General features: G+C 71.0%; 33 protein-coding genes and 2 pseudogenes. 14 read left to right on the forward strand and 21 right to left on the reverse strand.

Features of this window, described 5'->3' with window-relative positions:
- Window positions 1–8 precede the first annotated feature (8 nt).
- Window positions 9–695 carry an esterase/lipase family protein gene (locus ACPYOG_RS05350; protein WP_481293216.1) on the reverse strand — a complete coding sequence of 229 codons (687 nt, stop codon included), beginning with the start codon at window positions 693–695 and terminating at the stop codon, window positions 9–11.
- Window positions 692–1,534: an alpha/beta fold hydrolase gene (locus ACPYOG_RS05355; protein ID WP_481293217.1), complete on the reverse strand. Its 843-nt coding sequence runs from the start codon at window positions 1,532–1,534 to the stop codon at window positions 692–694. Before ACPYOG_RS05355 ends, ACPYOG_RS05350 begins: the two co-directional genes overlap by 4 nt.
- A 103-nt stretch (window positions 1,535–1,637) precedes the next feature.
- On the opposite strand from ACPYOG_RS05355, the gene ACPYOG_RS05360 reads away from it, so the two are divergent.
- From ACPYOG_RS05360 to ACPYOG_RS05370, 3 genes are read left to right on the forward strand one after another with little or no spacing between them, the layout of a single operon-like run.
- Window positions 1,638–2,039, forward strand: a complete 402-nt coding sequence (locus tag ACPYOG_RS05360) for a ChaB family protein (RefSeq protein ID WP_192629762.1) — start codon at window positions 1,638–1,640, stop codon at window positions 2,037–2,039.
- Between the two features lie 2 nt (window positions 2,040–2,041).
- Window positions 2,042–2,215, forward strand: a complete 174-nt coding sequence (locus tag ACPYOG_RS05365) for a hypothetical protein (protein ID WP_481293218.1) — start codon at window positions 2,042–2,044, stop codon at window positions 2,213–2,215.
- 1 nt (window position 2,216) lies between these two features.
- Complete coding sequence (locus ACPYOG_RS05370) at window positions 2,217–3,185, forward strand: AraC family transcriptional regulator (protein WP_481293219.1); 969 nt, start codon at window positions 2,217–2,219, stop codon at window positions 3,183–3,185.
- A 156-nt stretch (window positions 3,186–3,341) separates the two neighbouring features.
- Here ACPYOG_RS05370 and ACPYOG_RS05375 read toward each other — a convergent pair whose 3' ends face one another.
- The 12 genes from ACPYOG_RS05375 to ACPYOG_RS05430 form a co-directional block, all read right to left on the reverse strand.
- On the reverse strand, window positions 3,342–3,581 hold the full coding sequence (locus ACPYOG_RS05375) for a DUF6457 domain-containing protein (protein ID WP_481293220.1): 240 nt from the start codon (window positions 3,579–3,581) through the stop codon (window positions 3,342–3,344).
- Window positions 3,582–3,644: 63 nt separating this feature from the next.
- Complete coding sequence (locus ACPYOG_RS05380) at window positions 3,645–4,151, reverse strand: DUF6328 family protein (RefSeq protein ID WP_481293221.1); 507 nt, start codon at window positions 4,149–4,151, stop codon at window positions 3,645–3,647.
- Between the two features lie 220 nt (window positions 4,152–4,371).
- Complete coding sequence (locus tag ACPYOG_RS05385) at window positions 4,372–4,578, reverse strand: CDGSH iron-sulfur domain-containing protein (RefSeq protein ID WP_481293222.1); 207 nt, start codon at window positions 4,576–4,578, stop codon at window positions 4,372–4,374.
- Complete coding sequence (locus ACPYOG_RS05390) at window positions 4,575–5,612, reverse strand: iron-containing redox enzyme family protein (protein WP_481293223.1); 1,038 nt, start codon at window positions 5,610–5,612, stop codon at window positions 4,575–4,577. The genes ACPYOG_RS05385 and ACPYOG_RS05390 overlap by 4 nt, the downstream gene beginning before the upstream one ends.
- Before the next feature lie 147 nt (window positions 5,613–5,759).
- A complete protein-coding gene (locus tag ACPYOG_RS05395; RefSeq protein WP_481293224.1) occupies window positions 5,760–6,731 on the reverse strand; it encodes a glycosyltransferase family 2 protein in 972 nt (323 codons plus the stop codon).
- A complete protein-coding gene (locus ACPYOG_RS05400) occupies window positions 6,728–7,216 on the reverse strand; it encodes a DUF4383 domain-containing protein (RefSeq protein WP_481293225.1) in 489 nt (162 codons plus the stop codon). Before ACPYOG_RS05400 ends, ACPYOG_RS05395 begins: the two co-directional genes overlap by 4 nt.
- Window positions 7,217–7,306: 90 nt before the next feature.
- Window positions 7,307–7,651: a PRC-barrel domain-containing protein gene (locus tag ACPYOG_RS05405; RefSeq protein WP_481293226.1), complete on the reverse strand. Its 345-nt coding sequence runs from the start codon at window positions 7,649–7,651 to the stop codon at window positions 7,307–7,309.
- On the reverse strand, window positions 7,638–8,042 hold the full coding sequence (locus ACPYOG_RS05410; protein WP_481293227.1) for a hypothetical protein: 405 nt from the start codon (window positions 8,040–8,042) through the stop codon (window positions 7,638–7,640). The genes ACPYOG_RS05405 and ACPYOG_RS05410 overlap by 14 nt, the downstream gene beginning before the upstream one ends.
- A complete protein-coding gene (locus ACPYOG_RS05415) occupies window positions 8,039–9,271 on the reverse strand; it encodes an NRAMP family divalent metal transporter (protein WP_481293228.1) in 1,233 nt (410 codons plus the stop codon). Before ACPYOG_RS05415 ends, ACPYOG_RS05410 begins: the two co-directional genes overlap by 4 nt.
- Entirely contained in the window at window positions 9,268–9,729 is a 462-nt protein-coding gene (locus ACPYOG_RS05420) for a hypothetical protein (protein ID WP_481293229.1), read from the reverse strand. Before ACPYOG_RS05420 ends, ACPYOG_RS05415 begins: the two co-directional genes overlap by 4 nt.
- A gap of 58 nt (window positions 9,730–9,787) precedes the next feature.
- The gene (locus tag ACPYOG_RS05425; RefSeq protein ID WP_481293230.1) at window positions 9,788–10,018 is read right to left on the reverse strand and encodes a hypothetical protein; all 231 of its coding nucleotides are present in this window, start codon (window positions 10,016–10,018) and stop codon (window positions 9,788–9,790) included.
- Between the two features lie 233 nt (window positions 10,019–10,251).
- A complete protein-coding gene (locus tag ACPYOG_RS05430; protein ID WP_481293231.1) occupies window positions 10,252–13,221 on the reverse strand; it encodes a PAS domain-containing sensor histidine kinase in 2,970 nt (989 codons plus the stop codon).
- A gap of 71 nt (window positions 13,222–13,292) precedes the next feature.
- Between ACPYOG_RS05430 and ACPYOG_RS05435 the strand changes: the two genes are divergently transcribed.
- Both ACPYOG_RS05435 and ACPYOG_RS05440 read left to right on the forward strand, forming a co-directional pair.
- A complete protein-coding gene (locus ACPYOG_RS05435) occupies window positions 13,293–13,676 on the forward strand; it encodes a response regulator (RefSeq protein ID WP_481293232.1) in 384 nt (127 codons plus the stop codon).
- A 17-nt stretch (window positions 13,677–13,693) separates the two neighbouring features.
- Entirely contained in the window at window positions 13,694–14,341 is a 648-nt protein-coding gene (locus tag ACPYOG_RS05440; protein WP_481293233.1) for a response regulator, read from the forward strand.
- Between the two features lie 47 nt (window positions 14,342–14,388).
- Here the strand turns inward: ACPYOG_RS05440 and ACPYOG_RS05445 are convergent, their stop codons facing one another.
- Complete coding sequence (locus ACPYOG_RS05445) at window positions 14,389–14,604, reverse strand: hypothetical protein (protein WP_481293234.1); 216 nt, start codon at window positions 14,602–14,604, stop codon at window positions 14,389–14,391.
- Between the two features lie 232 nt (window positions 14,605–14,836).
- Between ACPYOG_RS05445 and ACPYOG_RS05450 the strand changes: the two genes are divergently transcribed.
- The 3 genes and pseudogenes from ACPYOG_RS05450 (at window position 14,837) to ACPYOG_RS05460 (ending at window position 19,004) form a co-directional block, all read left to right on the forward strand.
- Window positions 14,837–16,018, forward strand: coding sequence for an imelysin family protein (locus ACPYOG_RS05450; protein WP_481293235.1), 1,182 nt, complete (start codon window positions 14,837–14,839; stop codon window positions 16,016–16,018).
- 5 nt (window positions 16,019–16,023) lie between these two features.
- Window positions 16,024–17,246, forward strand: a pseudogene (gene efeB, locus ACPYOG_RS05455) (iron uptake transporter deferrochelatase/peroxidase subunit).
- Between the two features lie 69 nt (window positions 17,247–17,315).
- A complete protein-coding gene (locus ACPYOG_RS05460; protein WP_481293236.1) occupies window positions 17,316–19,004 on the forward strand; it encodes a phospholipase C in 1,689 nt (562 codons plus the stop codon).
- An 81-nt stretch (window positions 19,005–19,085) separates the two neighbouring features.
- On the opposite strand, the gene ACPYOG_RS05465 is transcribed toward ACPYOG_RS05460, so the two are convergent.
- Window positions 19,086–19,490, reverse strand: coding sequence for an NUDIX hydrolase (locus ACPYOG_RS05465; RefSeq protein ID WP_481293237.1), 405 nt, complete (start codon window positions 19,488–19,490; stop codon window positions 19,086–19,088).
- Between the two features lie 116 nt (window positions 19,491–19,606).
- Between ACPYOG_RS05465 and ACPYOG_RS05470 the strand changes: the two genes are divergently transcribed.
- Window positions 19,607–20,515, forward strand: a complete 909-nt coding sequence (locus ACPYOG_RS05470; RefSeq protein WP_481293245.1) for a 5'-3' exonuclease — start codon at window positions 19,607–19,609, stop codon at window positions 20,513–20,515.
- An 8-nt stretch (window positions 20,516–20,523) separates the two neighbouring features.
- On the opposite strand, the gene ACPYOG_RS05475 is transcribed toward ACPYOG_RS05470, so the two are convergent.
- Window positions 20,524–21,732, reverse strand: a complete 1,209-nt coding sequence (locus ACPYOG_RS05475; protein WP_481293238.1) for a GDSL-type esterase/lipase family protein — start codon at window positions 21,730–21,732, stop codon at window positions 20,524–20,526.
- Between the two features lie 103 nt (window positions 21,733–21,835).
- Window positions 21,836–22,765 carry an aldo/keto reductase gene (locus ACPYOG_RS05480; RefSeq protein WP_481293239.1) on the reverse strand — a complete coding sequence of 310 codons (930 nt, stop codon included), beginning with the start codon at window positions 22,763–22,765 and terminating at the stop codon, window positions 21,836–21,838.
- Between the two features lie 82 nt (window positions 22,766–22,847).
- Here ACPYOG_RS05480 and ACPYOG_RS05485 point away from each other — a divergent pair, with 82 nt between their 5' ends.
- Together ACPYOG_RS05485 and ACPYOG_RS05490 are read left to right on the forward strand one after the other, a co-directional pair.
- Window positions 22,848–23,117, forward strand: coding sequence for a TetR family transcriptional regulator (locus ACPYOG_RS05485; RefSeq protein WP_481293240.1), 270 nt, complete (start codon window positions 22,848–22,850; stop codon window positions 23,115–23,117).
- Between the two features lie 29 nt (window positions 23,118–23,146).
- Window positions 23,147–23,680 carry a hypothetical protein gene (locus ACPYOG_RS05490; RefSeq protein ID WP_481293241.1) on the forward strand — a complete coding sequence of 178 codons (534 nt, stop codon included), beginning with the start codon at window positions 23,147–23,149 and terminating at the stop codon, window positions 23,678–23,680.
- 28 nt (window positions 23,681–23,708) lie between these two features.
- Here the strand turns inward: ACPYOG_RS05490 and ACPYOG_RS05495 are convergent, their stop codons facing one another.
- Window positions 23,709–24,032: a hypothetical protein gene (locus ACPYOG_RS05495; protein ID WP_481293242.1), complete on the reverse strand. Its 324-nt coding sequence runs from the start codon at window positions 24,030–24,032 to the stop codon at window positions 23,709–23,711.
- Between the two features lie 66 nt (window positions 24,033–24,098).
- On the opposite strand from ACPYOG_RS05495, the pseudogene ACPYOG_RS05500 reads away from it, so the two are divergent.
- Window positions 24,099–24,203: pseudogene (locus ACPYOG_RS05500) on the forward strand (TOPRIM nucleotidyl transferase/hydrolase domain-containing protein); the annotation flags it as partial.
- A gap of 84 nt (window positions 24,204–24,287) precedes the next feature.
- Here the strand turns inward: ACPYOG_RS05500 and ACPYOG_RS05505 are convergent.
- Window positions 24,288–24,413, reverse strand: coding sequence for a hypothetical protein (locus ACPYOG_RS05505; protein WP_481293247.1), 126 nt, complete (start codon window positions 24,411–24,413; stop codon window positions 24,288–24,290).
- A 50-nt stretch (window positions 24,414–24,463) separates the two neighbouring features.
- On the opposite strand from ACPYOG_RS05505, the gene ACPYOG_RS05510 reads away from it, so the two are divergent.
- Window positions 24,464–24,634, forward strand: coding sequence for a hypothetical protein (locus ACPYOG_RS05510; protein ID WP_481293248.1), 171 nt, complete (start codon window positions 24,464–24,466; stop codon window positions 24,632–24,634).
- Between the two features lie 4 nt (window positions 24,635–24,638).
- The gene (locus tag ACPYOG_RS05515) at window positions 24,639–25,154 is read left to right on the forward strand and encodes a tetratricopeptide repeat protein (RefSeq protein ID WP_481293246.1); all 516 of its coding nucleotides are present in this window, start codon (window positions 24,639–24,641) and stop codon (window positions 25,152–25,154) included.
- Between the two features lie 7 nt (window positions 25,155–25,161).
- Here the strand turns inward: ACPYOG_RS05515 and ACPYOG_RS05520 are convergent, their stop codons facing one another.
- The gene (locus ACPYOG_RS05520) at window positions 25,162–26,085 is read right to left on the reverse strand and encodes an AEC family transporter (RefSeq protein ID WP_481293243.1); all 924 of its coding nucleotides are present in this window, start codon (window positions 26,083–26,085) and stop codon (window positions 25,162–25,164) included.
- Between the last annotated feature and the right edge of the window lie 150 nt (window positions 26,086–26,235).

Raw genomic sequence — 26,235 nt, forward strand, 5'->3', positions numbered from 1 at the left:
GACAGGGGTCAGCGGCCGCCGGCGAGCACCCCGTCGACGATCGACAGCAGCTCCGGGCGGGCGAGGATGCGGAAGTGGCCTCCCACCTCCAGTTCGATGTTCCTGGCGCCCTCGAGGCGGCTTCCGCCGGGGACGTGCGGGTCGAACCAGCCCCAGACCGAGACGATCCGCGCATTGGCCGCCTGGCTGAGGGCGAGCCGTCGTACCTCGGGCGCACTCGGTGTGAGCGCCCGCACGCTCGGCAGCGGGATGAACCGGGCCAGTGCCGACCCGGCGAACGGCGTGCCGACGGCGACGACCGCGCGGATCCGGTGACCTGCGCCCGGCATCCCCATCAGGTACTTGGCGACGAGGCCGCCTTTGCTGTGGGCCACGATCACGACGTCGGTGAGGTCGTGCTCCTCCAGGTGGCGACGGACCCGGGCTGCGGCCTCCGGGACGGACATCCGGTTGCGCTCGAGGCCGGTGACGACATGCACCGGGTGGCCGGCGGCATGGATGTGCTCGCTCAGCGGCCGCAGGAATCGCCAGGTCTCGAAGATCCCGGGCAGCAGCACCACCGGTGCGCGGTCGCCGGCCCCGGCCACCATGGCGTCGGGCGTGCTCCGATCGAAGGCGGCCCGCAGCTGGTACCGGCCGGCATAGAGGTAGTCGAGGAGGAGGACGGACGCCCGCCGCAGCACCGTGCGCCTCACGCTGCGACCTCGGCGACCTGTGCGATGAGGGCGCCCGTGCGCCACGGCGCGCCGTGCATGACCAGGTGAGCGACGGACGGAACCGTGACCGCGCGGCCGCCGGCGCGGCGGGCGAGCTCGGCGACCCAGTCGGTGCGGGCGATCGGGTCCCGGGCGCCGCGCACGACCAGCGTCGGAACGCGGACCGCCTCGAGTTCCCGCTCGATGGGGTACTCCAGCATCGCCGGGAGGGTCGCCAGGTACCAGCGCAGTCCGCAGCGCAGGTAGTCCGCGGCGACGAGCAGATTTCCGCGCGGGCTCTCCCGCAGGGTGTCGACGCCCAGCAGCATCCCGGATTTCAGCGCGTTTCGATCCGACGGATCCGTCACCGGCCCGAGCAGGGCCAGACCACGCACCAGGTCCGGCCGGCGCACCGCGAGGGACACCGCGACCTGGGTGCCCATGGAGTGCCCCACCACCACGGCGTCCGCGATGCCCGCACGGTCCATCGCCTCCGCGACCGCGTCGGCGAAGTCGTCGATGGAGAGGGGATGCGCCGGCCGCCGCCGCGTGGCCCTGCCGAAGCCGGGAAGGTCGACGGCGAAGACCCTGCCCTCGCCGGACAGGGCGGGGACCAGCCGCTCGAAGTACCGCGAACTGACGCCGATGCCATGCACGAGGACGAACACCGGGCCGCTCGCGACGGGGCCCGCCGCATCCATCGCCGCCGCATCCATCGCCGCCGCATCCACGCCCGCCTCGACCGCTCCGGCACCCGTGCCGGTGTCCACGGTCACGACCGCGCTCGGTGGCGGCGGGGACGGGCGGCGACGGGTCACTCCTCGAACGTACTCGCGCATCCCCGCCACTCCTTGAAAACGGAGGCGAGGAGCGTAACTGTGGAGAAGCAGAACTGTGGACGAGTACTAGACCCGGGAGCTGCGGAAGGAGTAGCACAGGATCATGCCAGCATCAGAGGAGCTGCCCTCCACCCTTGAACGCTCGGAGAAGCATGCGCAAGCGCTCTGGTCGAAGGCGCACGACTCCGCCGTGAAGGAGTACGGCGAGGGCGAACGCGCCCACCGGACGGCGTTCGCCGCGCTCAAGCACGAGTACGAGAAGGTCGGCGACCACTGGGAGCGCAAGGCCGAGAACGGCCCTTCGGACCGGAAGGCTGCGGGCGGCCGGAACACCCGCGCCGAGACGGAGGAGGGAGTCGACGCCAACGCCTCCAAGGCGCACCTGCTCGACGTCGCCAAGCGGCTCGACATCTCCGGCCGCACCCGCATGTCGAAGGACGAACTGGTCGACGAGATCAAGCGGGCCAACCGTCGCGAGACCGCGGCCGCACGAAAGAAGGGCTAGCCATGAGCGATGTGCTCGCGTTCATCGGGTGCTTCATCCTGTTCCTGTTCGGGCTCTTCCTGCTGGGACTCGCTTCGACCCTTCCGGCCTGGGAGGGCGTCGTCTTCTTCGGCGGCGTCATCTGCATCGCGCTGTCCTTCGGCATCCCCGTGGGGGTGCTCGGACATACGGAGTGACGTGGCCGCTGATTTCACCCGGCAGCACAGCCACACCTTCGATCCCGCCGAGGCCGACGCCCTGCTCGCGGCCGCCGGCGGGCGTTTCGCGGTCGCGTCGGAGCCCGGCGCCGGCTTCTCGTTCGCGGTCGACCAGGCCACCGATGCCGCATTCTCGGTGGCCCGGTACGCCATCGGCGGGAGGTGGGAGGCCTCCGGCGAGTTCGAGGACCTCGTCGTGGTGAGCGTGACCGGCGGCGACTACCGCTGGGAGATCGACGGCCAGCGCGGCGACGCAGCGGGGTCGCCGTTCCTGATCCGTCCTGGCCACGACTTCGCCTGCTACGCGGAGGGCAGTGAGGCCGTGAGCATCTTCCTCCCACCCGGGATGCTGCAGGATGTCGCGCGAACCACCTCCGGCGACGAGGACCTGAACCTCGTGTTCGACTCCGCGCAGACGATCACCCCGCGCCACGCCGAGTTCATGCTCACCGCATCCACCGCTGCCGCCGAATACATGGAGGCGGGAACCTTCCGGCATCCCCTGGTGCGCGCGAGCCTCTTCCACAGCCTGTCGATGGCTGTCCTCCAGTCCTTCCCGGTGAGCACGGACCCGCGCGAGCGGACCCTGACGACCGCGGGGAAGCGGAGGAAGTTCCGCCGTGCCGCGACCTTCATCGAGGACTACGCGTCGCTCCCGATCACCGTGGCCGACATCGCCGGCTCGGCGGGAGTGACCCTCGCTCAGCTGAATACGGCGTTCCGCACCCACAGCGGCACGACGGCGCAGGGCTACCTGCAGCGCGTCCGCCTCTCCGCCGCGCACGCCGACCTGCTCGTGTCGGACCCCGCATCCACCGATCTGACGGATCTCGCGGCCCGCTGGGGCTTCGCCGACCTCGACCGGTTCACGCGCCGCTACCGCAGCGCCTACGGGGTGGCGCCCACGGTCGAGCGCAGCGGCGCGCCGAGCGATGCCGACGATCCGTGAGCCCCCTCCCAGACAGCGCCCGCCGGTCCACCCCCTGCCGAGGTGCTCGTAGTTGCAGGGCGGCACGGCGTGTCGGATGCAACGTCGAGCACCTCGGCGAAGGCGGAGGCAGAGGGGAGGTGGCGGGAGAGGGGACGGGGCGTGAGGGGCGCCGGGTCAGGGGGCCGAGCGCTCGGCGATCGCGGCGTTGAGCGCGGCGATCACGGCCGCGAGCGGCCTGCCCTGGCCGACGGCGATCCCGGCGATGAAGGTCGTGAGCGGGGCGGCCGGACGGGCGACGCCGTGCGCCGCATCCCGGGCCAGGTCGAGAATGGCGGCGACGTCACCCGGCTGGATGCTCGCATCCACCGCGGCGGCCGCGGCGGCAGCCCATTCGTCGAGTTCGGACGGTTCCATGGGCTCCTCCTCGGTGGGCGCAACGTGTCCGGCAATTCTCGCGCACCGCAGTTGGCGGGGGCCTCAGCGACCCCGCGCGTGCCGGTGGCGCTGCGCGCGGACCACCAGCGGCAGCACGACCCAGATGACGAGCAGCACCACGAAGACGCAGGTCGCCGCGATGATCCCCGCGGGAGGGTGCAGCAGGAAGTCGACGATGAACAGCACGATTCCGGTGAAGAGCAGGGATGCCGCGGCAAGGCACACGATGAGGATCTTGCTTCCGAGGCCCACGAGCTCGGCCTTCGCGCGCTGACGGAAGAGCAGGCGGTGCAGGCTCACCGGGGCGAGGGCCAGCAGCGTGATCATCACCGCGAGGAACACCAGGACGAGGTAGACCCCCACGTCGAAGGGGGGCAGCCGGGCGAAGCGTTGCTGGAAGGGCAGCGACAGGAGGAAGGCCGCGAGGATCTGGGTGCCGGTCTGGAAGACGCGGAACTCCTGCAGCAGCTCCTGCCAATTGCGGTCCGCCCGCTCGGTCGGGGTCTCATCTCGGCCGTCGTCCGGGGCGGCATCCGCCTTCTCACTCAACGCCGCACCTCCGCGAGCAACTCCGTCCTCATGCACGAACCTTAGCCCTGGTCGCTGTCGCCCTCGTCGCCTTCCGCCTGCGACGGCTTGTCGATGATCTGCTCCTTCGCCTCCTCGTTCTCCTTTTCGCGGTCGCCTTCGGTGTTCTTCTGGTCGGACATCTCCGCTCCTTCTCTTGTGGTGGTCTGTTGCCGGTGGGCCAGTGAGCGGTCGCCGTCGCTCAGCTCTCGGTCCGGAAATGCACGGCCTTGTGACTCCCGTCGCAGAACGGCTTGATCGTCGACACGCCGCAGCGGCAGAGTGCAACCGTGCGGCGGTGCTGCTCGATCGGCGTCCCGTCCGGCGCCGTCAGGTCGATGTGCCCGCGGACCAGCAGCGGACCGTCCGGGCAGGCGACGATGACGGGCTGCTCCTCGTGCGCGGTCATGCGGCCACCGCCAGCGGCCGGCGCAGCGAACTGCGGCCCGCCTCGAAGCTCTCCAGCAGGTGCTGCCCGGCGAGACCGTCGACGTAGAGGCAGGCGGCTGCTCCGAACACGATGTCCGGGAGAAGCTCGGGATGCTGCTCCGCCAGCCCCCCGGCGAGGTCGCGGCCGGCGATCTGCTCGTGCACGGCATCCGCCTCCACATGCTCGTCGTAGTACCAGGTGAGGTCGTCGTCGTGGCCGAGGCGCCGGAAGCCGTTGCCGTAGAACCGGTTCGGGATGGACGAGGTCATCTCGAAGGCCGCCAGGTGCCCGACGATGGCGCCGCGCAGACTCCTGTTGAGGCCGAACATCGACATCATCGTGAACGACGCGAGTGTGATCGCCGGGACATGGTCGATGTACGCCCCGTAGCTGTCATCGAGGCCCAGCTCGCGCATGGTGCGGCCGAAGATCTCGGCGTGGATGCGCTCCGGGCGTCCACCTCCGTACTCGTCTGCCTGGACCTCCACCAGGGCGGCCTTCGGGCGGCCGGTCAGGCGCGGGATCGCCCAGGAGTGCGGGTCCGCCTCCTTGCGCGTGTAGATCGAGCGGTGGATGACGAACTCCACCGCCTGCTCCTCTGTCGCCTTCTTCGCGAGGTAGCGGGAGAGGCTGGGCCCGCCATCGTCCGAGGTGAGATCGAACAGGTAGGCGGCGACGGCTTCGGCGTCGGGCTCCGGGAGCTCGCCGAGCTGGACCCGCCGGCGCAGCTGCCGCTCGAACTCCCGCTCGATGGTGCGACGCGTGCGCAGGAGCTCGGGATGCCACTCCCACTCGTCGTCGGCGTCGACGGTTTCGCCGTAGTGGAGTCCGTACAGCACGAAGAGGGTCAGTTGGAGGTCCTCGTCGGTGAGGAGGTCCGGCTGGGCCCGGAGAGCTCGGGCGGCGTTCTGGGAGAACCGGGCGGCGTCGCCGGATGCGTCGGACGGCTCGGTCCGCAGTGCATCCAGCAGCGCCTCGCTCACCGGCCCCCGCGGGGTGATGCGTGGTGTCATATCCCGAGAGAACCGGCGAGAGGGCCGGCGGTCAAGTGCTTGCCTCCGCGCCCCTTCGGTGCGTCCCGGGCTCCGCGAGGGGTCCAAGATTCGTCACGAATGTTGCGTTCCCGGCGCTCCGGGGCAACATTCGTGACGAATGTTGCGTTAGCGGCGTCGGGGGACATTCGTCACGAATCGGCGGCGGAGGGTGCGCAGCGGGGTCGCGGCCCGCCGCAGGCGGCCGTCGGAGTAGCGGACGCCGCCGCGCAGTCGGGCGCCGACGGCCAGCCACACGCAGACCGCCCGCTCGGCCAGCCAGAGGGGCGCCCACAGCGATGCCGTCGCCGGGAAAAGGAGGCGGCCGCCCGCGCGCCGACGGCCGCACTCGGCGAGCGCGACCACTGCGACTGCCGCGGCCAGGAGCCGGGCCGGCCGGCGCATCCACACCAGCACCAGGGGAAGCACCGTGAGCTCGGCGAGGAGGCGTCCCGGCTGCGCGAAGTCGTCGTACGCCTGCCGCACCCGCTGGCCCGCGAAGTGGCGCACGTCCGGCGGGCGGCGGGCCACGCCGATCCCGTCCGCCGCCAACGCGCGGCCGCCCGCCGCCCGCACGGTCCGGATCAACTCCAGGTTCTCGAAGAGCACGTCGCCGTCGTACCCGCCCGCCTCGATCACCACCCGGCGGCGGACCGCCAGCGTCCCGGGGTAGTCGTGCCCGAGGGCGCGATTCAGGAGGCTGCGCCCGGTGTCCCAGCGAGCGTGCCACGGAGCCGGGACGAACACGTTCTGCGGGCGCACCAGGTCGGCGCGGTCCAGCATCCCGACCACCGCGCGCAGAGCGCCCTCGTCGTAACGGACGTCGTCGTCGGCGAGCACGACCCGCTCGTGGCGCGCGGTGCGGAGACCGGTCATGACCCCGGCGACCTTTCCGTTGGCCCCGGGCCACGGCTCGACCGGGAGATGGCGGACTCCTGCAGGGAGCGCCCGCGCGTGCACCGCGAACCGCTCCGGAGCGGAGCCGTCGACCACGGTCACGTCGACCAGCTCACGCAGCCGCGTCAGATAGCCGACGAGCTCCGGCAACCCGGCGTCGTCCACCCAGCGCAGCGGCAGCACATACTCCGCGTCGACGGTCACCTCGCGGGACGGTCGACGCCCGCACCGCGCGGGCTGAGGAAGATTCCGAGTCCGATCATGACGACCGCGAGGATCAGGTGCAGCCAGTTGTCGGCGCTGTTGAGCGGCACGAAGTCCGCCGGGTGGTCGCCGCCGAAGAAGAGGCCGTACACCCAGATCACCGCGTAGACGATTCCGCCGATGACCAGATAGTTGCGCGATCCCAGGCGGGATGCCGCGAAGGCCAGGCCGGCCACGCCGTACAGCAGGTGGACGATGTTGTGCAGCACCGAGACCTGGAAGATCCCGAGCAGCATGGCCATGGAGTCGTTCCCGGCGAACCTCAGATCGCCGTAGTCCGTCGTCAGCCCCGGAATGAAGCCGGCGATGCCGACGACGAGGAAGACGATCCCCGCGATGAGCGACGCCTTCTGCGACGCCGTGGCGGCGTAACGGTGGTCGTCGCGGTCGGCGAACCTCCGGTCGGACGGGTTGACGGTCGTCATGGTGACCCCCTTCGGTGAACTGGTGAGGTTTCCTGCCCCGTACGAAACCAACGACTCCCCGAAGCCGTCAGTCCTTGACAAAACCGCTCGTCAGGGGCCGGAATCCTCCAGACGCGGGGAGTACAGCCGGGCTCCAGGACGCAGCCGCACGACATCGTCGGTGAACGACGCCAGGTCGGTCCACAGCACGAGAACCGACCCGCGCGCCCGCCAGCTCAGGAACCGGGCGATCAGCGCCGGGGCGTCCACCCCCGTCCGCTCGTAGCCCGCGAACGACCGGTGCGCGTGCGGGCTGACCACCAGTCCGTACACCCGCGTGGTCACCATGAATCCGTCCGGCGGCCCGTCGAGCGCGAGGCGCGCATCCACCACCTGGCCCACCCGCTCGCCGTCGGCGGTGAGGACCGGGCTGCCCAGCAGGTCACTCAGGATCATGGCGACCTCCCGGGATGCGGCTGATGACGTGGTCGCGCATCCACCGCTCCGTCCAGCTGGCGTCGAGCGAGTCCGCGGCGGCACCGACGCTCACGACGGTGCCGACCCGCGTGACGATGCTCCAGGGGATGCGGATGAATCGCGATTCGGGTAGCCGGCCCCCGAAGATGCGCGTCATCAGGATGGGCCCGGTCAGGAGCGCCTGGACCACGGGTGGATGTTGGGGATCCAGCCGCGCGAGATCGGCCGGCGTGCTCAACTCCAGGTCGTCGACGGCGCTGATCGGGACGCCGTCCGGGTCGAGGATCTGCCGGTCGAGCAGCTCTAGGTCGGCGTCGAGGACGCGGCCGGCGACCCGCGGCGGCGTGGGAAGTTCGCGATCGTTTCTCATGCTCCTGCTCCCGAGATGATCATCAAAGGAATGGCGGCGATCGACGCGAGCAGGACGATGCCCAGGAAGACCAGCCCGAAGAAGTTGGTCAGCTTGCCGTTCACCCGGTCGCCCATGTACCCGGGGTCGTTCGCGACGATGAGGATCGGAAGGTACGTCAGGGGCAGCGCGATCGCCGAGAAGACCACGGAGAACTCGGTGAGCTGCACCGGGTCGACGCCGGTGAACAGGATCCCGATCGCCGCGAGGAGGGAGAGGATCATCACGACGTGGAACCGGGAGGCTGCAGCCGGGCGCCGGAACTTGCCCCACGGCCATCCGAAGAACTGCGAGAGCGCGTACCCGCTCGAGAGGGTGACCTCCAGTGCCGCCCCGAACGTCACGGCGACGAACCCGAGGATCGCGATGATCAGGCCGATCTTCCCGAACGCCTGCGCCACCGGGAGCGCCGTCTCGAACAGCGATGCCACCCCGATGCCTTTCGGGAGCAGGACGATCGCCGAACACGCGACGATCGACAGCGACAGGATGGCGCCGAGCGGGAAGCCGACGAGGACGTTCAGGCGCGACTGCTTGAGGTCCTTCGCGGTCCACTTCTCCTCGATGGCCCCCGAGGAGTAGAAGAAGACCTCGTAGGGGGTCATCGAGGACCCGAAGAGTCCGATCGCGTAGTACCAGTACGTCGCGGGAGCCTCGTCGGAGTGCGGCGACGGCTGGAGCAGGAATTGGGAGCCGAGCGCCGACCAGTCGGGGTGGAGGAAGAAGACGGCGACGGCGAAGACCAGGAGGGCGAGGCCCAGCAGTCCGGTCACGTTCTCGAGGATCGAGAACTTCACCCGCCAGATCACGATCCAGAGCGCGATCGCGGCGACCGGGAACCACAGCGCCGGCTCGATGCTGGAGGCGAGCTGCAGGGAGAGCGCGATGCCGCCGACCTCGGCCGCGAGGGTGAGCAGGTTGATGAGGAACGAGGCCGACAGGTTGGCGAGGGCCATCCGGGCGCCGAGCCGCTCCCGGATGATCTCGAAGGTGGCCCGCCCGCTGACGGCGGCGACCCGGCCCGACATCTGGGCGAACAGGCAGATGCCCACCGCGCCGACGATCAGCACCCAGCCGAGGGTGAGCCCGAACCGCGACCCAACGAGGCTGCTCGTCACCAGGTCCCCGATGTCGACGAAGCCGCCGATCGCCGTCAAGACTCCGAGGGCGACAGCGAAAATGCCCTTCACTGCTGTTCCAGCCGCTTCGAGCTCGCGGCGAGCTGCTGCGCGACGCGATCGAGCTCCTGGCGCTGCCGCTCCAACGCGCGGCCGGAGTCGTGACCCGCCGCGGAGGCCTCCTGGGCCGAAGCGACCGCATCCTGAGCGGCCCGGATGTCCGAGAGCACGCGCGCCCGGCTGGCGCCGATGCCGCCGATCGCCGTGAGGGTCACGACGTTCTGGGCCTGTGCGGCCAGGCGGGCGGCCGCATCGGACAGCCCCGTGTCGAGGACCGTCGGCAGGATCTGGCCGTTCTCGTTCTGGCCGAGGAGCAGGCCGGCGGCACGCGAGGCGGAGGCCGCAGTGGTGGCGGATTGCGAGAGGCTCCCGCGCGCGTTCGCGTCCGCGGAGCACCCGGCGAGGGCGGCGGCCAGGAGCAGCGCGAGTGCCCCGGATGCCACACGTACGGCGAGCAGTCGATGAATCACGCCCCGGACTGTACGCCCGCTGTGAGAACGGTGAAACGGGTGAGGCGACGGTGCTCGGTTACAGCTCGGGAGCCAATCGGGGCGTATCCCGCCGGAACCCCGCGGTCGCCTCTTCGTAGGTGGTATGGCGGCGTGCGGGATGCGAATCGGCCGGCGGCGGAATGCTCGCCTTGCCGAGGGCATGCAGGACCAGCTGCTCCACCAGGGTTGCTGCTGTGGTGTCGCGCGCTCGCGCGATCCGGACCAGGGCGGCGTACTCCCGCTCGCCCAAACGGATCGTGATAGGCATCCCAGCCGGGGCTCGGCCCGGCCCACCGACGGATGCCGGCTCCGTCACTTCCGCACTCTGAGATTCCTTCATGTCTGAAGCTTCGCATAGGAGAGCGCTCTCGTCAGCTACTTTTCTTGTTCGCGGAACGCACACCTGCCTGTGTAGGGCATTGCACGCGCGACGACGCAGCGCGGATGATCGATGCGTTGCGTGCTCGCGCCGCCTCCCCCGTCCCCCCGGTCCCGGCGGCGTCAGCGCGACATCCATTCGGCGGGATCCTGGTCTTCGGGTGACCAGGATCCCGCCGCCAGGATCCTCAGGCCCTCGTCGAGCTGCCGCCGCACCTCCGAGACCGGCACGACCTCGGCGCCGAACGACAGCGCCATGGCCGCAGAGGCAGCGGCACCGACGATCCGGTGGATGCGCGGCTCGCTCGCCCGATCGCCGAGCGCCTGCTGCGCGGCTTCGGCGGCCGTCGCCAGGAGGGTGCTCAGCCGCTTCCGCTCGGCCGCGGCGAGCGGGACGGGCTCATCGCCCGCTTCGCCACCTGGCTCCGTCCGCTCTGCCGCGAGCGCCGCGAACGCCGCCGCAGCCTCCTGGAGGGCCGGCTCGAGAATCGCCCGCAGCAGTGCCGCGGGATCCGGTTGCCGCTGCAGCGCCGCGTCCAGCGTCGCCAGCAAGGCGGTCGGCGTGAACGGCTTCGGCAGGAAGTGCGCTCCGTCGCGCTCGACGGCCGCCCGAGCAGCCGGACCGGGCAGCAGCCCGCTCATCAGCACGATCGCGGCCTGCGGCTGCTCCGTGGAGACATGCCGAGCGATCTCGTCTCCGCTCACGCCCGGCATCATGATGTCGGTGATCACGGCGTCGAAGGGGCGATCGGCCGTGAGCAGGCGGAGCGCATCCCGCCCGTGGGCGACCTCGGTGACGAAGCCGTCGCGGTCGAGCGTCTGGCGGACCAGCTCGCAGATGGCCGACTCGTCGTCCACCACGAGGACCCGCCGCCCACGCCCGCGCCCCGGAACCGGCGCACCAGCGCGCAGCCGCACGGGTGCATCCCCGGCAGTGGCGGGCAGCGCGAAGCCGATCGCGGTGCCCGCGCCGGGCGCGGTCTCGACCTCGAGCTCGCCGCCGTGCGCCTTCACGATGGCGGCGGAGGTCGGCAGCCCGAGGCCGGTGCCCGTCTGCTTCGTGGTGAAGAACGGCTCCAGGATGCGGCCGACGGTCGGCCCGTCCATCCCGCAACCGGAGTCGCGGACCTCGAGCCGGACGCCGTCGCCCTCCTCCGTTGCGCGGACGCTCAGCACCCCGCCCTCGGGCATCGCGTCGCGCGCGTTCGTGATCAGGTTCACCAGTACCTGGAAGAGCTCGGTGTCGTCGCCCGCCACCGCGGGCAGCCGGTCGGGGATGTCCAGCCGGAGGTCGATCGACTTCGGAAGCGTCTCCCGGCAGAACCGGCCGACCTCCTGCAGCAACGCCACCAGGTCGACCGGCTCCCTTCGCCCCTCCGACCCGCGGGCGAACGACAGCACCTGACGGATCATCGCCGCACCGCGCTGGGCCGCAGCATCCAGAGCGTCCAGCATGTCGCGGCGCCGGGCGTCCGGCTCGTCCTGGCGCAGCAGCTGCACCGACATCAGGATGGGCGTGAGCACGTTGTTGAGGTCGTGCGCGATGCCGCCGGCGAGGGTCCCGAGGCTCTCCATCCGCTGCGTGCGGATGCGCTGCTCCTCCTGCCGCCGGTGCTCCGTGATGTCGGAGTTGACGGCGAAAACGGTGACCTCGCCGTCCTCTGCGCGCGAGAGCTGCCAGCGGCAGTCGGCGATGAGCTGCGAGCCGTCCGCCCGCCGCTGCCGTAGCTCTCCCACCCAGAACCCGTCCCGAAGCAGCGCGGCGGAGGCCGCGTCGAACTCGGCCGGGTCGTCGTAGAGGAGGCCACGCACGGAACGGCCGACCGCGTCCACCGCCGTGATGCCGTAGATCGTCTCGGCGCCGCGGTTCCAGTAGCGCACGACGCCGTCGAGGTCCCGCACGAGGATGGCATCGCGCGCTGCGTCCAGGAGCGCCGCCTGCGACGCCACCCGACGCGTGTACTCGTCGAGCTTGCGCCGCGATTCCTGATCGTCGGTCACATCGCGCACGATGATCGCGATGCCCTCCTCGGTGGGATGCGCGTCCACCTCGAACCACCGCCCCCACTCGGGCGAGAAGGCGCGGGCGCTTCCGGCGACGCCGCGTTCCATCGCGTCCCGGTAGATGCCCTCGTAGGCGCTGCCGAGAGCGGTGGGGAACATCTCCCACAGGGGACGAGCGCGCAACTGCTGCTCGTCGATGCCCGCGAGCTGCAACGCCCACGTGTTCGCGAACGTGAATCTCCAGGACCGGTCGACGAAGCCGATCGCGTCGTGCACCTGGTCGAGGGAGTCGCGCAGCAGCCGGGCCATCGCCCGCTGCTCCTCCCGGTGGCGCACCAGAGCGGTCACGTCGTGGAACGCGCCGTGGATCCGGACCACCTGGCCGTTCTCGTTCAGCTCCGGCTCGCCGACGATGTGGACGTGCATCGAGCGACCGCCGGCGGTCACGATGGTCGCCCGGACATCGAGCGGAGCGCCATGGAACGTCGTCCGCTGGAAGGCCGTGCGCACGGCCCGCCGGTCCTCGGGCAGGAACAGCGCCAGGGCGTCGTCGTCGAGCGGGACCGGCCCCGGCTCCATCCCGAGCAGCCCGAACAGGCCCTCGCTCCACTCGATCTGGCCCGTCTCGACGTCGACGACCCAGCCGGCGAATCCGGCGATCCGGGCGGCCATCCGCACCAGCGCTTCGTTGCCGGCCGCAGCCACAGCGGCACGCTCCACGTCGCCGATGTCGCGAGCGATCGAGAGCACGCCGACCACCTCGCCGTCATCGCCGCGCAGCGGGATGAGCGTCACATCGAGCGAGCGGATGCGGCCCTTGGCCGTCACGATGCGCGTGACGTACCGGCGGTTCTCCCCGGCGAGCGCCTCACCGAATCGCGCCATGGTGTGATCGACTGCCTCGGGGTGCAGGAGCCGCGAGAACGTCATCCCGGCCAGCTCCTCCAGCGGGTAGCCGGTCAGTGCGGCAAGGGCGCTGTTGCAGTCGACGAAGGTTCCGGAGATGTCGACGACGCAGACGCCGTCCGGATGGCCGTGGAACAGGGCATCCAGTCCGCCTCGGCGCAGCGCTTCGGACGGCGTCGTCATGCGCCTGGGCGCGGTCGGAGCTGCGAGGGCATGGGGGGATTGTAGGCAGAGATCGGCCTACACTGGCCGCCATGGTCGCCGAAACCTCCGGTGCGGACATCCTCGTCGTCGATGACGACCCGCTCATCCGGGCCACCTTGACCGCGGCTCTGAGAAGCCGCGGGTATCGGGCGACCTCCACGGACGACCCGCGTGCGGTCTCGGCCGAGGTGGATCCGGACGCAGTGGTGCTCGATGCGATCCTTCCGAAATGTTCGCTCAGCGAATGCTTGGCGCTGCTCGGCCACCGGAGTGACGGCAGCCGCCGACCGATACTGGTTCTGAGCGGCTCCCTGACCCCACCGGTCGACCTCGCAGGAACCGGGATCGGCTACCTGAGCAAGCCCATCCCCCTCAGCGTGTTCCTCGACGCCGTCGCAGAACTCGTGGCGTCCACCTCTCGGGCGGAAACGTAAGGGACAGACCCAGAACGATGACCGATACCTCCGCGAGAACCCGCACGCTCCGTGCCGTGGTGGCCGATGACGACGTCTTCACCGCGTCGATGGTCGCGTCCGCCCTCCGCTCCACGGGCATCGAGGCGTCGCAGGCGACGAGCGCCGCCGACGCCTGGGCCACCATCGTCGAGGTGGAGCCGAACGCGATCGTGACGGACCTCGACTTCGGCGGCGGCGACTCGGGCGCCGAGCTGCTCTGGCGTGTCCACCGCGAGCTCCCCTGGGTCGGGCTCGTCGTGCTCACCTCGCACCTGTCGCCCGAGCTGGCGGTCGGCGACGACGCCCTCCCGCCGTCCGTCGTGTACCTGGTGAAATCGCAGGTGAAGGATGTGGACGTGCTGGTCGCCGCTGTGGATGCCGCCATCGTCGGCGGCGAGCACCGGGTCGCAGAACCCGACGAGGATGTGCGCACGGTCACCCGCGCGCAGGCCGAGGTGCTGCGGCTGGTCGCGTCGGGCGCATCCACGCGTCGGATCGCTGCCGAGCGCGGGACGAGCGTGCGTGCGGTCGAGACGATCCTCGCCCGGTTGTATGCGGCGCTGGGCGTGGATGCGGACGAGCAGGCGAATCCGCGGGTCACGGCTGCGCGGATGTGGCAGCAAGGGCGCGTGCGTATCCGCTGAGTGCCGCTGAGTGCCGCTGAGCGCCGCTGAGCGACGCTCAGCGACGCTCAGCGTCGGAGGAGACGGCGGAGGAAGCGGCGGAGGCGGCCGGGAGGCGGTGGCGCCTCCTCGAGTTCGTCGTCCGGGATGTCGTCGGCCAGCGCCGCGTAGCCGCAGGCGTCGCACACGAGAAGGTCGGCGTGCACCGCGAGCCCGGCGCCGTAGTAGGGATTGCGCACGAGCCGGGCGACGCTCCGGCACTGCGGGCAGCGGGCCTCGCGCATCGGTCCCCCTTCCGTCCCCGTCCGACTCTCCTATGATGCGCCCGGGCGCGAGCGGGTGTCCGGCCCCTGTTCGCGTCCCGAACGACGGCTCTGTCCCCCGTGCGGTGGCGCTCGGATGTCCGTCGGGTGAACTCCGCGTGAAGGCGCCTCCACAGTCTCCGGCACGCTTCTAGGATCGCTCACGCCGGGCGCTCGCCCGGATCCCCGCATCCCCTTCTGGAGGCATCCGCCGATGTCGACTCGCGCCCGGCTGGCCGCGCTCTTTGCGGCGATCGGAACGCTGGTAGTCGTGGCCGGTGTGCTGACCGCGGTGCTGCGGCCGGTGCCGGCGACAGCGGGATCGGCTGCCGGGTCCTTCGACGTCTCCGCGGGCCTCGACGACTGCGGCCACGGATGGGGCGGGAGCGCATCCCGCGCCGACGGGGGAGACCAGAGCTTCACAGTGACCAACACGACGGTGGACGGCATCGAGGTCTACCTGGAGTCCGTCGGCAGCACGCGCGTGTACCTCGACCTCGAGAGTCTCGGAGCCGGCGCCCACGCCACCGCCCGGGTCTCGCTGGGCGCCGGACGCTACCGCTTCGTCTGCCTGCCGGCCGACGCCGACCCGGTTCGCGGTCCGACCGTCACCGTGGGGAAGGCTCCGCCGGGCGCGCAGCTGACGCCGGGCGTCGTCCCGGTGACCCGGAACGACCTCATCCCGGTCGCGAAGACCTACACGGCCTGGGTCGCCGCGCGCCTCCCGGTGCTCCAGCGTCAGGTCGCCGCGGTGGCCGCCGACGCCGAGGAGGGCGACCTAGCAGCCGCGAAGCGTGACTGGCTGACCGCACACACCACGTACGAGACGCTCGGCGGTGCGTACAGCGCCTTCGGCGATGTCGGCGACCAGCTCGACGGGCTCCCGCGGCACGGGCTGACCGGCTTCCACCTGGTCGAGTCGCAGCTCTGGCAGGGAGGGACGGCACAAGCGGTCGCCGCGTCGGCGCACGTCCTCAGCGGACTGGTGGACCGGCTGGTGACGACGTTCGCCGGCGAGCAACTCGATCCCGGCCAGGTGGGGCTGCGCGCGCACGAGATCGTGGAGGACGCCATCCAGAACACCCTGACCGGCGCCGATGACGCCGGATCGGGGACGTCGCTCGCGACTGTCGACGCGAATCTCGCGGGAGCCGCGGCGGCACTCGCGCCGCTGCACGAGGTGCTCACGAGTCGCTACGACCGGCTCGCGGAGACGCAGCGGGCGCTGTCGGAGGCGGAGGCGCTCGTCGAGTCCCACCGCGCAGCCGACGGCAGCTGGACCACATTGAGCGGACTCGATCGCCCGGCTCGCGAGCGAGTGGATGCGGCCCTCGACCGAGCCGCGGAACTGCTGGCGCCGGTGGCTGCGCTGTGCGATCCGAGGAGGGACTCATGAACGGGATGGGACGCCGCGGCTTCCTGCAGGCGAGCGCTGCGACGGCGGCGACAGCGGCGACGGCGGCGACAGCGGCGACGGCCCTCACTGCGGCGGGCGGTCTCGGTGCGGCAGGCGGTCGTCCCCATGCCGCGACCCGCGCCGCTGTCCCGTTTCACGGCCCGCACCAGCAGGGCATCCTGACGCCGCCGCAGCGCGCCGCCTCCTTCGTCGCGCTGGACGTGACGGCCACCTCCCGCGCCGAGCTCGCCGACCTGTTCAAGACGGTCACCGAGCGAGCGCGCTTCCTCACCACCGGCGGCACACCGCCCGACCCCGGCCTCACCGCTCCTCCCCGGGACTCCGGGGTCCTCGGCCCGACGGTGGTGCCCGACTCCTTGACCGTCACCGTCTCGGCCGGCGCCACGCTGTTCGACGACCGCTTCGGGCTGGCCCGCGCCAAGCCCGCGCGGCTGCGGACCATGGACGAGTTCCCCGACGACGCCCTCCGCAGGGACGTCTGCGACGGCGATCTGCTGCTCCAGGTGTGCGCCGACGACCGGGATGCGGTCACGCACGCGGTCCGGGAGATCGCGCGCGCGACGCGAGGCGGCATGCAGGTGCGCTGGCGGCAGGACGGGTTCGTCTCGCCCCCGCGCCCCAGCGGCACGCCACGCAACCTGACGGCACCAGCAACCCCGACGCCCGTGACGCCGCGGAGATGGCGCGCCTGGTCTGGGCGACGCCGGGAGGAGCCGAGCCCGCGTGGGTGGCCGGAGGGAGCTACCACGTCGTCCGCGTCATCCGGATGCGGGTCGAGTTCTGGGACCGCGTGAACCTGCACGAGCAGGAGAACATGATCGGGCGCCGCCGCGACTCCGGGGCGCCGCTGACGGCCTCGTCCGAGTTCGACGACCCTCACTACGAGAACGACGCCACCGGAGATGTCATCCAGCTGGATGCGCACATCCGGCTCGCCAATCCCCGCACGAAGGACACCGATCGGCGGCGCATGCTCCGCCGGGCATACAACTACGACGGCGGGCTCGACGTCAACGGAAACCTCGACATGGGCCTGATCTTCGTCGCCTTCAACCAGGACCTCGACCGCCAGTTCGTCGCGGTCCAGAAGCGCTTGGCGGGCGAGCCGCTGACCGACTACATCCAGCCGTTCGGCGGCGGGTACTACTTCGCGCTCCCCGGAGCCCGCGACTCCTCCGACTGGCTCGGCCGCACCATGCTCGCCTGAGCAGGCCCGTCCAGCGGAGGCATCCCGTCACGCCCGTGCCGGGGAAGTGAAGAAAAGGAAGAAGGAATCGTGTTCAGACCCTCTCGTCTGCGCCGCTCCCCGGTCGCTCTGGCCGGCGTCGCGCTCGCCGGCGCGGCCGCCCTCGCGGGCGCCGGCGTCCTCGCGGGCGCGCCCGCCGTCGCCTCCGCCGGCGGCCAGCACGGCGACCACTCCAACCAGACCACCACCCCGATCAAGCACCTCGTCGTGATCTTCGACGAGAACGTCTCCTTCGACCACTATTTCGGCACCTACCCGAACGCGGCGAACACCGACGGCACGCCCTTCCAGGCCGCCGCCAACACCCCGAAGGCCGACACCCTCGCCACCTCGGGAACGCTGACGAACAACCCGAACCTGTACGCGCCGAAGCGCCTCAGCCCGGCCCAGGCTGTCACCTGCGACCAGAACCACAGCTACGCGGCGGAGCAGAAGGCCGTCGACGGCGGCGCGATGGACCAGTTCGTCCAGAAGACCGAGACCGACACGTGCACCGGCGCGTACGGCGCTCCGGGTCTCGTCATGGACTACTACGACGGCAACACGGTGACCGGTCTGTGGAACTACGCCCAGAACTACGCCATGAGCGACAACAGCTGGGACACCACCTTCGGCCCGTCCACGCCCGGAGCGCTCAACCTGGTCTCCGGCCAGACCCACGGTGGAACCGCCTACGACCCGAAGACGGGAGCGGTGCTCACCGCGTCCACTGCCATCCAGTCGCCTGACGCACACGGCGTCGGCACCGTCATCGGCGACCCGGACCCGGCCTACGACGACTGCTCCGACAACGACCACACGGCGTCCTCGGCCGTCGTCGGGATGTCGGGCCGCAATGTCGGCGACCTGCTGAACGCGAAGGGCGTCAGCTGGGGCTGGTTCCAGGGCGGCTTCACGCCGACCACCCCCTGGAACGGCCAGGCCGGCTCGTACGCCACGTGCGACGCGACCACCGCGAACATCGCGGGTGCGACGCCGAAGGACTACTCGCCGCACCACTCGCCGTTCCAGTACTACGCGTCGACGTCGAACCCGCACCACCTCGCCCCCACCTCGGTGAAGGCGATCGGGCACACCGACCAGGCCAACCACCAGTACGACCTGACCTCGTTCGACGCGGCGCTCACGGCGGACAACCTGCCGGCGGTCTCCTTCCTGAAGGCCCCGGCGGCGCAGGACGGTCATGCCGGCTACTCGGACCCGATCGACGAGCAGAGGTTCCTCGTCAACGAGATCAACGCCCTCCAGAAGTCCGACAGCTGGTCCAGCACCGCGGTCGTCGTCGCGTACGACGACTCGGACGGCTGGTACGACCACGTCGCGCCGAAGGTTCTGAACGGCTCGAACGACTCGGCCTTCGACTCCAGCGTGTGCACCAGCGTCACGCAGGTCGCGGGCGGCTACGCCGACCGTTGCGGCCCCAGCCAGCGCCTTCCGCTGCTGCTGATCTCGCCCTGGGCCGCGCAGAACGCGGTGGACCACACCGCCATCGAGCAGACCAGTGTGCTGCGCTTCATCGAGAACAACTGGCTGACCGGGCGGATCGGCGACGCGTCCTTCGACGCCCGCGCGGGCTCCCTCGGCGGGCTGTTCGACTGGCGGCACCCGCAGCACCGGCAGGTGCTGCTCGACCCGGCGACCGGCGCGGTCAGCTCGATCGTGCCCACGCGGCCTCACTGGCCGACGCCGCCGCGCGGCGGCTGGGCCGAGCGGCCATAACGCCCCACCGCGTTACCGGTGGCAAGGGGCGGTCCGTCGACACGGGCCGCCCCTCGTCGCTCCACCGGGCGCCGGCGTGCGTCAGTCGATGAGATCCAGCTCCACGAGCCGCCGGAGGACCTCGACTCCGGCCGGAGGGCAACGACCGGCGTCTGCGCTGGTCGTCCAGTGGATGGCGCCCACCTCATTCGACGGAACCGGGCTGTCCGTGGTCCACGCCCGGAAGACGCGCATGTGCACCAGGCGCCCGTCCGGCTCGCCGTGGGCCTGCGTCCGGACTTCGAAGAGCTCCTCGAGGTCCGCCGACTCGAGCGGGAGGGAGACCTCCTCGAACGCCTCTCGTGCGGCGGCCTGCTCCGCCGTCTCGCCCGGGTCGACCTTGCCCCCGGGCAGGTAGTACACGTCCCGGCCGCGGGCGGTCACCATGAGCACGGAGCGATCGCGCACGACAGCGACGGCGGACACGATGAGCGGGGCAGAGGTCACCCGACCACGCTAGCGCCCGGTCGCCTGGCGGCGGTTCCGGTCCTCGCGGGCGGCGGCGCGATGCGTGCACGCGCGCATCCGTCCATGGCAGGATCGGGGGCGTGACCCGCCGAACCATGCTGCTCGACAGCGCCTCGCTCTACTTCCGCGCGTTCTACGGCGTGCCCGACACGGTGAAGGCGCCGGACGGCACGCCCGTGAACGCCGTGCGGGGCTTCCTGGACATCATCGCCAAGCTGGTCACGGACTACCGGCCGGATGTCCTGGTCGCCTGCTGGGACGACGCCTGGCGGCCGCGCTGGCGCGTGGACCTCATCCCGAGCTACAAGGCGCACCGTGTCGCGCAGCTGGTGCCCGGCGGGGTGGATGTGGAGGAGACGCCCGCAGCTCTCGTCACCCAGGTGCCGCTCATCCGGGAGGTGCTCGGCGCGGTCGGCATCCCGATCGTGGGTGCGGCCGACCACGAGGCGGACGACGTCATCGGCACACTCGCGACGCGCGCGGACGGCCCCGTGGATGTGGTCACCGGCGACCGCGACCTGTTCCAGCTGGTCGACAATGCACGTGACATGCGAGTCATCTATACCGCGCGCGGCATGAGCAACCTGGAACTCGTCACGGGCGAGACCCTGGAGCAGAAGTACGGCGTGCGCGCCGACCAGTACGCCGACTTCGCGGCGATGCGCGGTGACACCTCGGATGGCTTGCCCGGCGTCGCCGGGATCGGCGAGAAGACGGCCGCCGCTCTGCTCGCCGAGTACGGCGACCTCGACGGCATCATCGCGGCAGCCCAAGATTCCGGCAGCGGCATAAAGCCGGCAGCGCGCGCCCGCTTCCTGGCGGCAGCCGATTATCTCGCGGTCGCACCGCGCGTCGTCGAGGTCGTGCGCGACCTCCCGTTGCCCGCGGTGAACGCGCCCCTCGTCCATCCCACACCGGAACAGCGTGCTGCGCTCGCGCCCCTGGCCGAGCGCTGGGGCCTCGGCGGCTCGCTCGACCGCCTCCTCACCGCGCTCGAGGGCTGAACCGCGCGCTAGCTCCGCTCCTCCGGCTCCCACCGCCACAGCTCGCGCTGCACCAGCAGGGCGAGCTCGCGCAGCACATCCAGATCGGCGTCGCCGTCGGCCTGCTCGCGCGGGAGCCGCCCGAACACGCAGAGCGCGCCGATGCGCGTGCCGTCGGGAGCCTCCACGGGGTAACCGGCGTAGTAGCGCAGCCCGGCCGGCCCGATCACCAGGGCATTCGTGGCGAAACGCTCGTCCTCTACGGCGTTCAGGACCACCATGCCGTCGGGCGTCTGGATGGTGTGGATGCACGCCGACTGCTCGATCGGGATGTCGAAGGTGGTCCCGGTGGTCGATGCCAGCGGCCACTCCCGCACATCGTCGAGCACGGTGAACATCGCGATCTCCGTACCGAGAGTCCGCTTCGCGGTGCCGACGATGCCGTCCAGCCGCTCGTCCCCTCCCCGGTTGCTCAGCCTCAGCCGCTCGATCGCCTCGACCCGATCGGAGGCCGGGTTCACGGGCGTGACGCGCGCCGTCGCGTCCGCGTCGAGTGCGGGAGCCAGAACATCCACGAGCTGCCGCGCCCAGAACAGGTAGTCGGCGGGGCTCCGATGTCGCCGCGAGTCGGTTCGCGGAGGCGCCTCCAGGGCGACGAACAGGGCGCCGGCTTCCTCGCAGGTCTCGCGGGCCACCGCGTTGAGCCGTCGCGCGTGAAGGTCGGCCACCTCGCCCATGGGTGAGTCGTAGGGGCGGATGGATCGGATGGGCTGCGCACCCAGCCAGACCACGGATCGTGGCCCGAGCGCCTGGGCGCGCTCGATCAGCCGCCGCAAGCGCAGGCCCCAGCGGTGAGGCTCGGGAAGCCGCAGAGCGTCCGGCACCGCGCCGCTCAGAACGATCGCGTCGTACCGGTCGTCGCCTGTCGCCTCCAGAATCCGGCCCAGACGCCGCACGCCCGCGGAGGGATGCGGCACCACATCGACGACGGCTCCGGACCCGGTGGATGCGGCGAGCGCGCGAGCGACCCCGCCGGCAAGCCCGAGATCGTGGCTCCCGACGCCCCAGCCGGCCGCCGGCCCGGATCCGACGATCAGGACCCGCAGCGGACGACGTCCGGCGACGAACGACTGGCGCCCGCCCACCGGGCGCACCAGCCCGGCGCGGACGGCGGCGACCCGCGCCAGCCACACCCGCATCGCCGCTCGGCGCAGCAGCGACAGCCGTTGGTCGTCCACCTTTCGACCGTACCGGGTCGAGCACAGAACGGCGCAAGATTCGTCACGAATGTTCACTCCGAGCGCGCTGAACGCCACATTCGTGACGAATGTCGGGCCCCGGTTACGGCAGGGTGTGGCCCGCCGACGTGAACAGCCGGTACCACTCCTGCCGCGTCAGCGGGATCTCCGAACCGGCCGCCGCGTCACGCACCCGCTGGGCGTTCGTGGTGCCCAGCACCACCTGCATCCCGGCCGGGTGCCGCGTGATCCAGGCCACGGCGATCGCGGTCGGTGTGACGTCGTACTTCTCGGCCAGCTCGTCGATCACGTCGTTGAGCTCGGCGTAGTTCTCCCGGTCGCCGAGGAACACGCCGTCGAAGAAGCCCTTCTGGAACGGTGACCAGGCCTGGAGCACGATGTCGTGCAGCCGGGCATAGTCCAGGATGCCGTTGTCGCGGGACGCGGACTGCTCGAGTCCCGCCATGTTCGCCGCGACGCCCTGCGCGATCAGCGGAGCGTGGGTGATGCTGAGCTGCACCTGGTTCGCCACGAGCGGCTGCGACAGGGAGCGCTGCAGGAGCTCGATCTGCCCCGGCGTCTGATTGGACACTCCGAACGCGCGGACCTTCCCCGCGCTCTGCAGCTCGTCGAAGGCGAGCGCGACCTCCTCGGGCTCGACGAGGGTGTCCGGGCGGTGGAGGAGCAGGAGGTCGAGGTAGTCCGTCCTGAGGGCGGCGAGGGACTTATCCACGGAATCGAGGATGTGGTCGCGGGAGAAGTCGAAGAACCCGTTCCGGATGCCGACCTTCGACTGGATGACGACCTGGTCGCGCTCCGCGGCCGGGATGGCAGCGGCGGCGCCGAAGCGACGCTCGCAACCGTGGAGCTCCGTGCCGTAGATGTCCGCATGGTCGAACATCGTCACGCCCTCGTCGCGGGCCGTTCGGACCAGCCTCCGGATCTGCTCGTCGTCGAGCGAGGAGATGCGCATCAGGCCGAGGACGATGTTCGACGCGGAGATGCCGGTGCGGGGGAAGGTGAACGTTTTCATGACGTCCATCTAACTCTTCGTCAACCCCTGTACGGCGCGGGATTCGGGACTACTGTCCTCAACGCTAGAGAAGGAGCTCCAGATGACCATGACGTCTGATATCCGTGTCGCTGTCGAGGACTTCGCGGAGGAGACCGGGCTGGGTCATCATCGGGGTGCCCAGCCGGGATATCTCGTCCACGCGCTCGGGCGCGACTTCCGCGTCACCGACGAGATGGCCCGGATCTTCCTGAACCAGATCGAGCGGGTGGCCGCGACGGATCCGTCAGCTCTCGTGATCCTGCGGCATCAGGCCGGGCTCGAGCTGCTGCTGGTCACGGACGACAACTCGTACTCGATCCACGCGGCGTGAGAGCCCCCGCCCCGCCGTAGGCTCAAGGCGTGGCAGCCGGTAGCGACGAGGATGGGATCGCGCGCATCCACGCGGCCATCGCCGACGCCATCGCTGCACTGGCCGCCGGCGATGCCCGCCGGGAGGCTCTCGCCGAGCTGATACCGGCACGGCGGTCGTTCCTGATCCGCCGGGAGCCGGTGCTCCGCCGCGTCGGTGCCGTCTGGCGACTGGGCGTCCTCCTGCTGGAACCGGACGGCGCACTGCGGGCGACCGGGACGCTGATCCGTGCGACACCTCCGGGCCGGCCGCAGAATCTCTCACGGTCGGTGGAGGATCGCCGGTCGCTGCGGGCGGCGGCGCGGCGCGGCGGTTTCCGCGACGGCGAGACGGTGAACTTCGACGCTCCGCGTATCCCTCTGGATGCTGCGCTGCTGCACGACGCGGACGGCCCGCTCTTCCTGCGCGACGGCGAGGCCCTGGTGCGCTGGAGTCCGGCGGCCGGCGATGCGGGCGCACGTCCCTTCGCCGGCTACCTCTCCGAGCGGGTGGACCTGCTCGCCCACCCGCCCGAAGGGGCGTGAACCGGGAGGCCGGCGGCGGTGCGTCCGCTCAGATCGCGGGAGTCGCGGTGGCCGAACCGTTCCCGTTCTTCCCGGTGACCTCGTCGATCTTGGCGGAGGCCTTCCCGGTGACCTCGTCGATCTTGGCCGACGCCTTTTCGGTGACCTTGCTCACGGTCTCGCTGACGCGGTCCCCCACGTCGGCGGCGGCGCGGCCGGCGAAGTCCTTCACGTCCCCCTTCATGTGCTGCACGGTGTCGGACTCGGTGAACCCGTGCCACTTGCGGCGCAGATCCTCGTAGGCTCCACGGCCGGCGCGCGACCCGATCACGTATCCGACAGCGACTCCTGCGGCAAAGATGATGATCTTCATGGCGTGCACCGTACGCGCGAGGGCCGGAGTGCGACAGGGGCACAGTCGCGCGCGCAGAATGTGAGCGTGACCGATCAGTGGACGGACGTCAGCTCGGCGATCCTCGTCGAGGGTGCGAGCGACCGCGCCGCCGTCCTGACTGCCGCGCGGATCCTGGAGGTGGACCTGGTCGCGGAGGGGACGGTCGTGGTGCCGATGGGCGGGGCGATGAGCGTCCGGCGATTCGCCGCGGATCTCGGTGCGTCCGGCGCTGGGCTACGCCTGCGCGGCCTCTGCGACGCGGCCGAGGCCCGGTTCTTCGAGCGCGCAGGCCTGCCGGCGGATGCGGTCTTCGTGTGCCGGCCGGACTTGGAGGGCGAGCTGCTCCGCGCCCTCGGACACGCCCGAGTGGAAGCGGCGCTGGAGCAGGAAGGCGACCTCCGCTGTTCCGGATGTTCCAGCAGCAGCCGGCGCAGCGGACGCGCCCGCTGGAACTGCAGCTTCACCGCTTCCTCGGCACCACCTCCGGCCGCAAGGAGCACTACGGGGCCGCGCTCACTGCGGCCCTCGCCCCCGACGAGCTGCCGGACCCGCTCCGCGGCCTGCTGGCGTGGTCGCACTAGGGTGATCCGGGTGACCACTGATCCCGCCCTGCTGGAGCGACTGCGCATCCTCTTCGACGCCCGCGACCGCGGCGACATGCAGCCCACCATCCGGGCCCTGCTCGACGTGCTCGCCGAACATCCGGACGACCCGTATGTGCTCTACGAGGTCGGCGGGGCGTACGACACGGCGGGCGAGGAGGAGACCGCAGCGGGATACTACGAGCGCGCCCTCGACACCGGGCTCGAAGGCGACACTCTCCGGCGCTGCCTGCTGCAGTACGGGAGCACCCTGCGCAACCTCGACCGGTTCGACGAGTCGCTCGTCGTGCTCGACCGGGCCCTGTCGTTGTTTCCGGAATCGGAATCCGTCCGCCTCTGGCATGCCCTGTCGCTGCACGCGGCCGGCCGCAGCGACGCCGCTGTGGCGGAGCTGATGGAGGTGGCCGCGGACAACATCCCGTCCCCGGACCTGCAGCGGTACCAGGCCGCAATCCGGGGCAACGTGGAGTATCTGCGCTCGCTGGGCACGGAGCGCTGAGCCGCCGTCAGGGCGCGAGCAACGTCGCGATGACCAGGAGCGCGGGGACCGCGAAGATCGTGGTGAGCAGCACCACATCCCGCGCCAGCGGCATCCCGCGCTCGTAGCGCGCGGCGAAGTTGTAGACGTTCTGCGCGGTCGGCAGCGCTGCGAGCGCGACGGCGGCGAACAGCGTCTGGCCGTGCAGTCCGAACACGAAGCGGGCGACGGCGAAGGCCAGGAGGGGCGCCACGGCGGACTTCAGGATCACCGCCGCGACGATCGGAGCCCGCCCGGTGCCCGGCCGCAGCGGACGGGAGCCGACCAGCGACATCCCGAACGCCATCAGCACCAGCGGGACGGCGGCCCCGCCCAGCAGAGCGAACGGCTGGAACACCGCATCGGGCAGCTTCAGCCCGCTCACATCGATGAGGATGCCGAGAAGCGAAGCGATGATCATCGGGTTCCGGACGGGCTGCGTCAGGATCGAGCCGACCGACACCGCTGCGCGCGTCGTCGTGTCGAGGACGGTGAGCGCGATCGGCGCGAACACGATCAGCTGGAGCAGCAGGACGGGCGCCACGAAGGACGCGCTCCCCAGCACGTAGACGGCGACCGGCAGGCCGATGTTGTTGGCGTTGACGTAACCGGCGCCGAGGGCGCCGATCGTCGTCTCCGGCGCGGGCAGCCGGAAGAACAGCCGCGACAGCACGACGAACACGCCGGCCGAGACGAGTGCCGCAACGGCGGCGACCAGCAGCTGCGTCGAGAACACCACCCGCAGGTCGGCATGGGCGAGCGTGACGAACAGCAGAGCCGGATTGGTCACGAAGAACGCGATCCGGTTCAGCACGAACGGCGCCGTAGGCCCGCCGACGCCGAGCCGCGCCGCGCCGTACCCGACCACGATGACGAAGGCGATGATGCCGAACCCGGTCAGTACGCCGCCCACCCGTCCACCCTAGAGGACCCCGTCCCTGCGCCCCCGCCCCCACCGTCGAGTACGCACAGACTGCACGCAAACCGCGCCCGAAGCGTGCAGTCTTCGTGTACTCGATGGTGGGGCTGTCTCTTATACACATCTGACGCTGCCGACGACGGA

The sequence above is a fragment of the Leifsonia sp. HAY1-4F genome, from assembly GCF_056755275.1.